6 protein-coding genes are annotated in these 7,492 nt (G+C 71.5%); 4 read left to right on the forward strand and 2 right to left on the reverse strand.

Annotation, left to right across the window (positions count from 1 at the left end):
• Positions 1-3: 3 nt before the first annotated feature.
• Positions 4-783, reverse strand: coding sequence for a class II aldolase/adducin family protein (locus tag FNH04_RS37370; protein WP_322724970.1), 780 nt, complete (start codon positions 781-783; stop codon positions 4-6).
• A gap of 140 nt (positions 784-923) precedes the next feature.
• Entirely contained in the window at positions 924-2,519 is a 1,596-nt protein-coding gene (locus tag FNH04_RS37375) for a PucR family transcriptional regulator (protein WP_152790281.1), read from the reverse strand.
• 115 nt (positions 2,520-2,634) lie between these two features.
• Here FNH04_RS37375 and FNH04_RS37380 point away from each other — a divergent pair, with 115 nt between their 5' ends.
• The 4 genes from FNH04_RS37380 to hpaE are packed head-to-tail and all read left to right on the forward strand — an operon-like array spanning position 2,635 to position 7,480.
• A complete protein-coding gene (locus FNH04_RS37380; protein ID WP_194236943.1) occupies positions 2,635-3,639 on the forward strand; it encodes a ketopantoate reductase family protein in 1,005 nt (334 codons plus the stop codon).
• A gap of 9 nt (positions 3,640-3,648) precedes the next feature.
• Positions 3,649-5,073, forward strand: coding sequence for a fumarylacetoacetate hydrolase family protein (locus tag FNH04_RS37385; RefSeq protein ID WP_322724972.1), 1,425 nt, complete (start codon positions 3,649-3,651; stop codon positions 5,071-5,073).
• The gene (dapA, locus tag FNH04_RS37390) at positions 5,070-5,996 is read left to right on the forward strand and encodes a 4-hydroxy-tetrahydrodipicolinate synthase (RefSeq protein WP_322724973.1); all 927 of its coding nucleotides are present in this window, start codon (positions 5,070-5,072) and stop codon (positions 5,994-5,996) included. Before FNH04_RS37385 ends, dapA begins: the two co-directional genes overlap by 4 nt.
• Before the next feature lie 2 nt (positions 5,997-5,998).
• On the forward strand, positions 5,999-7,480 hold the full coding sequence (gene hpaE / locus FNH04_RS37395) for a 5-carboxymethyl-2-hydroxymuconate semialdehyde dehydrogenase (RefSeq protein WP_152790284.1): 1,482 nt from the start codon (positions 5,999-6,001) through the stop codon (positions 7,478-7,480).
• Positions 7,481-7,492: the final 12 nt, after the last annotated feature.

A 7,492-nucleotide genomic window follows, 5' to 3' on the forward strand; every position in this document is an offset into this window, starting at 1 on the left:
GGGTCAGACGGCGTAGTCGGGGGCGATGCGGTCGATGCGACGGCGCAGCGCGGTGAACAGGGTGCGGCCTGCCTGGGTTCGGTCGCCCATCTGGAAGGACTCCTTGGTCGAGCGCACTGCCGCCTCCAGGGTCACCGGGGTCAGCGGCTGCCCGGACGACTGGGCGGCGAGCTGGATCTCGCAGGCCCGCTGCAGCGTCCACAGGGCGGAGAACGCGGCGGGCAGGGTCGGACCCAGCGCCAGCAGGCCGTGGTTGCGCAGGACCATCAGGTTGCGCTCGCCGAGGTTGGCCACGAGGCGCGGCTTCTCCTCCGGGTCGACGGTGACGCCCTCGAAGTTGTGGTAGGCGACCATGTCGTGCAGCTGGGCGGCGTAGAAGTTGTCCGGGTCCAGTCCGCCGCGCAGGCAGGCGACGCCGGTGCCTGCGGTGGTGTGGGTGTGCATGATGCAGTGCGCGTCGGGCCGGTTGGCGTGGATCACCGAGTGGATCAGCAGACCCGCTTCGTTGATGGGCCAGTCCGAGTCCGACAGGATGTTCCCGTCGAGGTCGATCTTCACCAGGTTCGAGGCGGTGACCTCGTCGTACATCAGGCCGAAGGGGTTGATCAGGAGGTGTCCGTCCTCGCCGGGCACCCGCACGGTGATGTGGTTGAAGACCATCTCGACCCAGCCGAGGTGGTCGAAGATCCGGTAGCACGCGGCCAGTTCGAGCCGCGCCTGCCACTCCGCGTCACTCATGCCCACGGGCTTCGTCGTACGCGTCTGGGTGTCCAGAACGGTCACTGCTGTGCTCCTCGATTGCTTCACGGGCCTCGCCGCTGTGGGGAAGCGTGCCTCGGTGTCCAGGAGCATGGGCGCGCGAGTGCCCGGCAGCCAATGTTGAGGGCGCCATGAAAAACCGTCGCGCACTGTGCGATCCGCCATTACGGCTGCGTCAGCGCGGCCAGTTCCAGCGTCAGCAGAAGGCGTCGCGTCGGGTCGGCGAGCGATACCCCGAACAGCTGTTCGGCCCGGCGCAGCCGCAACCGCAACGTGTTCTGATGGATGTGCAACTCGCCGCTGGCCGCTACGACGTCACCGAAGTGTCGCAGATACGCGAGCAGGGTGACCGCGTACTCGGTGGCGTGCTCGGCGTCGTGCGCCCGCAGCCGTTCCACGATGCCGGTGCGCAGTTCGGCGTCGCCGCGTACGGCGCCGATGAGCCGCCGCAGTACCAACTCCGGCCGCAGGTCCTCGGTGCGGTACGCGCCCGGGTCCGCCCGCTGTTCCCGCAGGTGGTCCAGCGCGGCGTCGATGTCCCGGCGGGCCCTGAGCAGGGGGGAAAGTGCGCCTACGGCCGGTGAGTTGACCGCGACGAACGAGCGATGCAGGCTGTGCCGGGCCCGGTCCAGGAGGTGGTCGAGCAGGACGCCGGTGGACACGGGTCCGGAACCGGCGGTGGGCAGCAGGAGGTAGACGCGGTCGCCGAGCAGAGCGGCCGCCGGCTCGTAACCGAGGGAGCGGCTGTCGAGGACGGCCAGATCCACCAGCCGCAGCAGAGCGGCGCGCCGCCGGGCCGCGGCGCCGGCGTCGGACGCCTCGCCGCCTTCTCGTACGGCCTCGCTCATCCCGACCAGCACGCCGGGGAGGCAGACGCCGTCGGTCAGGTCACTCTGCCCCGCCCGGCCCTCCAGCGCGGAACGCAGAGCGCGGTCGCGGCTCTCCTGCTCCGCGTCCACCTGGCGGCGCAGCGCCAGCATGTGCAGCGCCGCGACCCGGGCCGCCTCCTGCAGGGTGGGCCCGCACTCGGGAACCGAGGCGTCGTCGGGAAACGCCACCCACAGGGAACCGAGCACGTCCTCGCCCGCCCGGACGACCACGGCCAGGCGCGGCAGGTTTCCGGGCCGTTGGTGGTGTGCGACCGTGTCGCTCGTCCACACCTTCCGGTCCAGGTGATCGGCGATCGCGTCCTCGGGCACCCGCCTGCCCAGGATCCCGCGCCGCCGGGTCTCGTCGATGGGCTGGTCGGGCAGGTTCGAGTAGGCGACGATGACCTGTTGTGTGTCCATGATCGCGACAGCCCCGCCGACGATTCCCGCGACCGCGTTGGCCAGGGAGAACAGATCGCCGCCCGTCGGCGAGCCGCCGGGGTCGGAATCCGCCGCACGCGCGGCCAGGACGGTGGTGACCAGGCGCTGGACACGCGTCCACGGCATCTGCGGATTGACGGCCAGCACGGGGACCCCGGTGGGGCGGATCCGCGCCAGCAGGTCCTCATCCACGGGAACGGCGCACTTGACGGCGAGCGCGCACGAGGTGTCCGCCGCCGTCCGTAGGGCGGCGTCCAGCGCGTCGAGGTCCGCGATGTCCACGCCGACGCCGAGCAGCAGGTGGCCGGACGCGGTCGCCCGCACGACCTCGTGAGAGTCCAGCAACTCGACACCGGCGACCCTCGGTTCGGCCTCGGCGCCCTTCGACAGCACGCTGACGACGTCATCCTGCAGAGCCTCGACAAGGTGCCCGAGGAGCATGGCGGTCATGCGTGTTCCTCCCGTCCGGGACATAAACATGGATGTCGGAACCTACACCAGCCAGTGCCCACGAGTGTAGGTTCCGACATTGCCGCAGTCTGCGCCGCAGCGCATGCTCACTGCCATGGGACATCGGATCACCATCGTCGGGCCGGGCGCCGTCGGCGCCACCCTTGCCACGGCGTTCGCCGCGTCGGACGCCGCGGTCTCCCTCCTCGGCAGGCCGGGCCCGCACCTGGACGCGATCGCCGAGCAGGGGCTCGCCCTGCACGGCCAGGAGGAGGGGACCGAGCAACGGTACTGGTTCCCCGCGGCATACGACGCCGGGCGGCTTCCCGTCCCGGATCTGGCCGTCCTCTGCGTCAAGAGCCAGCACCTGCTGTCGGCGGCCCGTTCCATCCGCGCGTGGATCGAGCGCGGCACGGACGTCCTCGTCGTGGCCAACGGAGTGCCCTGGTGGCTGCCGTCCACGGTCGACCACGCCGGGGAGGACCCCGTCCTGCGCTCGGTCGACCCCGACGGAGAGCTGCTGGCCGTGCTGCCCGCCGAGCGCGTGATGGCCGGCGTCGCACACTTCAGCAGCATCGTCGACGGCCCCGGCGAGGTGACGCACGTCAGCGGTGACAGGCTGATCATCGGTGACCCGACGGGCGGAATCTCCGACCGTGTCACGCGGTGCGCCGCTGCCCTGTCCGCGGGCCCCCTCCGCCCGGAACCCGGCACGGACATCCGCCGCGACATCTGGGAGAAGCTGCTGGGCAACGTCAACCTCAACCCCGTGAGCGCACTCACCGGCGCCACCGTCCTCGACATCCTCGACGACCGGGACGTACGGCAGGTCTGCGCCGCCATGTTCGAGGAGACGGCGGCCGTCGGCGCCGCGCTGGGCATCAAGAGCGCCATGACGGCCGCGGAGCGGCTCGACATCGCCCGCAGGCTCGGCGCGTTCCGCACGTCCATGTTGCAGGACGCCGACCGTGGCCGCCCCCTCGAACTCGACGCCCTCGTCGGGGCCGTACGCGAACTCGCGCGCCGCACCGGCATCCCCTCCCCCTCCCTCGACGCGGTGCACGGACTGCTCGCCCTGCGCGAGCGCGTCCGCGGCCACGCCCAGACGCCCGGCACCTGAAGGAGCCCCGTGCCACACCCCTTGGGGAACCCCCCATCGAAGATCATCGCCGTCCACCTGAACTACCCCGGCCGGGCCAGGGAACGCGGACGGGCTCCGGCCCATCCCTCCTACTTCCTGAAGCCGCCCTCGTCGTTGTCCGGCACGGGCGAGACGATCGTCCGGCCGGACGGCTGCGAACTCCTCGGCTTCGAGGGCGAGATCGCGCTCGTCATCGGCTCGCGCGCACAGCGCGTGGCGCCGCAGGACGGCTGGTCGCACGTGCGATGGGTGACGGCTGCCAACGACGCCGGCGTGTACGACCTGCGCTATGCGGACCGCGGTTCCAACCTCCGCTCCAAGGGCGCCGACGGCTTCACACCGATCGGCCCGCGGCTGCTGGACGCCCGCCTGGTCGACCCCGCCGCCCTGCGCCTGCGGACCTGGGTCAACGGCGAGCTGGTCCAGGAAGACACGACCGACACGCTGCTGTTCCCGTTCGGGCAGTTGGTCGCCGACCTGTCCCGGCTGGTCACCCTGGAGCCGGGGGATGTGATCCTGACCGGAACCCCGGCGGGCGCCTCGGTGGTCTCGCCCGGCGATGTGGTCGAAGTCGAGGTCACCGGCGGCAAGTTGTCGACCGGACGGCTGCGCAACCCGGTCGCCGCCGGGCCCTCGCTGAAGCCGTTCGGTGCGATGCCCAAGGCCGACCCGGCCGAACGGGACGCCGCCTACGGCACCGCCGGGCCCCTTGTGGACCCCGGGCTCGAAGCGGGCCTGAAATCGGTGGCGGTCGCGACCCTGAGCGCCCAGCTGCGTGCCCGCGGCCTGCCCCACATGTCCGTCGACGGTGTGCGACCGCTGCGGCCGGGCTCGGCGAACATGGTCGGCGTCGCCCACACCCTGCGGTATCTGCCGCTGCGCGAGGACCTGTTCAAGCGCTACGGCACCGGGATGAACGCCCAGAAGCGGGCGATCGAGCAGCTGCTCCCCGGGCACGTCCTCGTCATGGACGCCCGGCGCGACGCAACCGCCGGCACGCTCGGCGACATCCTCGCGCTGCGGGCGGCCAAGCGGGGCGCGGCCGGGGTCGTCACCGACGGGGCGGTCCGCGACAGCGCCGCCGTCGCCGACCTGGACCTGCCGGTCTACGCGGCCGGCAGCCATCCGTCCGTCCTGGGCCGCCGGCACGTCCCGTGGGACACCGGTGTGCCGATCGCCTGCGGCGGCGCCCTCGTCCAGCCCGGCGACCTGATCGTCGGCGACGCGGACGGGGTGGTCGTCGTCCCCCCGGATCTGGCGGCCGAGTTGGTCGCGGACTGCCGGGAGCAGGAGCGGCAGGAGCGGTTCATCGCCGAGCAGGTCGCCGGCGGCGAGAGCATCGACGGCCTGTACCCGCTGGGCCCGGCCTGGCGGGACGTCTATGACAACTGGTGCAAGGGAGAGACACAGTGAAGTTCCGCAGCGACCCGTCCACGATCCGGGGTTCGATCGCCCCGGTCGTGACGCCTTTCACCGCCGAGGGCGCGGTCGATCACGAGAGCCTGGCCAGGCTGATCCGCTTCCAGCTGGAGTCCGGCTCGCACGGCGTCTCGCTGGGCGGATCCACCGGGGAGCCCAGCGCGCAGACGGTGGCGGAGCGGATCGCGGGCATGCGGACGGCGGTGGAGGTGATCGACGACCGGGTGCCGTTCCTGCCCGGCACGGGCTCGCACAAGCTCGACGAGACCCTCGAAATGACCGCCTCCGCACAGGAGTTGGGTGCGGATGCGGCCCTGGTCATCACGCCGTACTACGCCCGCCCCACTCAGGAGGCCCTGTACCAGTGGTACGCGACGGTGGCCCGGGAGTTCCCGGACCTGCCGATCGTGGCCTACAACGTGCCCTCCCGCACGGCCGTCGACATCGCGCCGGAGACGGTGAAGCGGCTGTTCACCGACTTCGAGAACTTCGTCGGGGTCAAGGAGACGACGAAGGACTTCGAGCACTTCTCGCGCGTACTGCACGCCTGCGGACGGTCGCTGCTGGTGTGGTCGGGCATCGAGCTGCTGTGCCTGCCCCTGCTGGCGCTCGGCGGCGCCGGCTTCGTCTCGGCGGTGGCCAACCTGGCGCCGGGGGCGGTGGCGCGGATGTACGAGCTGTGGGAGGCGGGCGAGTTCGACGCCGCCCGTGACCTGCACTACCGGCTGCACCCGCTGGTGGATCTGCTGTTCGTCGAGACCAACCCGGCGCCCGCGAAGTGGGTGCTCGCCCAGCAGGGCCGTATCTCCTCCGCGCACGTCCGCCCGCCGCTGACGTCGCCCACCGAGGCGGGTCTGACGAAGATCCGCGCGCTGCTCGCCGAGGGCGGCGACCTCACCGCACCGATCGGAGCCTGACCATGACCATGGAGAACCTGCCCTCGGCCATCCGGCACTGGATCGGCGGCGAACTGGTGGACAGCGCCGACGGGCGGACGTTCGGCGTCTCCGACCCGGTCTCCAACTCCGTGTACGCGCAGGCCGCGCGTGGTTCGGCGGCCGACGTCGACCGGGCGGTGGCCGCCGCGCGAGCCGTCTTCCCGGCCTGGTCGGGGATCTCCAACCGGGAGCGCGCCAACATACTGAACCGGATCGCGGACGCGGTCGAGGCCCGTCATGAGCGGCTGGCCGCCTTCGAGACCTACGACACGGGGCTGCCCATCACCCAGGCCAAGGGGCAGGCGCGGCGGGCGGCGGAGAACTTCCGCTACTTCGCGGACGTGATCGTCGCGCTCGGCGAGGAGGCGTTCCGGCAGGGCGACGACCAGTTCAGCTATGTCGTGCGGACCCCTGTCGGGGTGGCCGGGCTGATCACGCCGTGGAACACCCCGTTCATGCTGGAGAGCTGGAAGCTGGCCCCCGCCCTGGCCTCCGGTTGCACGCTGGTGCTGAAGCCCGCCGAGTGGACCCCGCTGTCGGCCTCGCTGTGGCCGGAGATCTTCGCGGAGGCCGGGGTCCCGGCGGGTGTGGTGAACATCGTGCACGGTATCGGCGAGGAGGCCGGCCAGGCCCTGGTGGACCACCCGGAGGTGCCGCTGATCTCCTTCACCGGTTCCACGGACACGGGCCGCCACATCATCCGCTCCTCCGCGGAAGCCCTGAAGACGACCTCGATGGAGCTCGGCGGCAAGTCCCCGGCCGTCGTCTTCGCCGACGCCGACCTGGAAGCCGCCCTGGACTCGGTCGTGTTCGGGGTGTTCTCCCTCAACGGCGAACGCTGCACCGCCGGTTCGCGGGTGCTGGTCGAGCGGCCGGTGTACGAGGAGTTCACCCGCCGCCTGGCCGAACGGGCGGCGAACGTCCGCGTGGGACTGCCTGCCGACCCCGCCACCGAGGTCGGTGCGCTGGTCCACCCCGAGCACTACGCACGCGTCCTGAACTACGTCGAGATCGGCAAGAAGGAGGCCCGGCTGGTCGCGGGTGGCAGCCGCCCGGACCATCTGAGCGAGGGCAACTACCTCCAGCCGACCGTCTTCGCCGACGTCGAACGCGACGCCCGCATCTTCCAGGAGGAGATCTTCGGACCGGTCGTCGCCGTCGCGCCGTTCGACACCGAGGCGGAGGCGATCGAGCTGGCCAACGCCACCCAGTTCGGCCTGGCCGCCTACATCTGGACCTCCGACCTCAAGCGTGGCCACCGCATCGCGCACGCCGTCGAGTCCGGCATGCTCTGGATCAACTCGCACAACGTCCGGGACCTGCGCACCCCCTTCGGCGGGGTCAAGGCCTCGGGCGTGGGCCGCGAGGGCGGCGCCCACTCCATCGACTTCTACACCGAATCGAAGATCGTCCACGTCGCCCTCGGCGACGTCCACACCCCCCGATTCGGAGCCACCTCGTGAGCACCCCGCACC

It is taken from the genome of Streptomyces phyllanthi (assembly GCF_009377205.1).
In the GTDB taxonomy this organism is placed as follows: domain Bacteria; phylum Actinomycetota; class Actinomycetes; order Streptomycetales; family Streptomycetaceae; genus Streptomyces; species Streptomyces phyllanthi.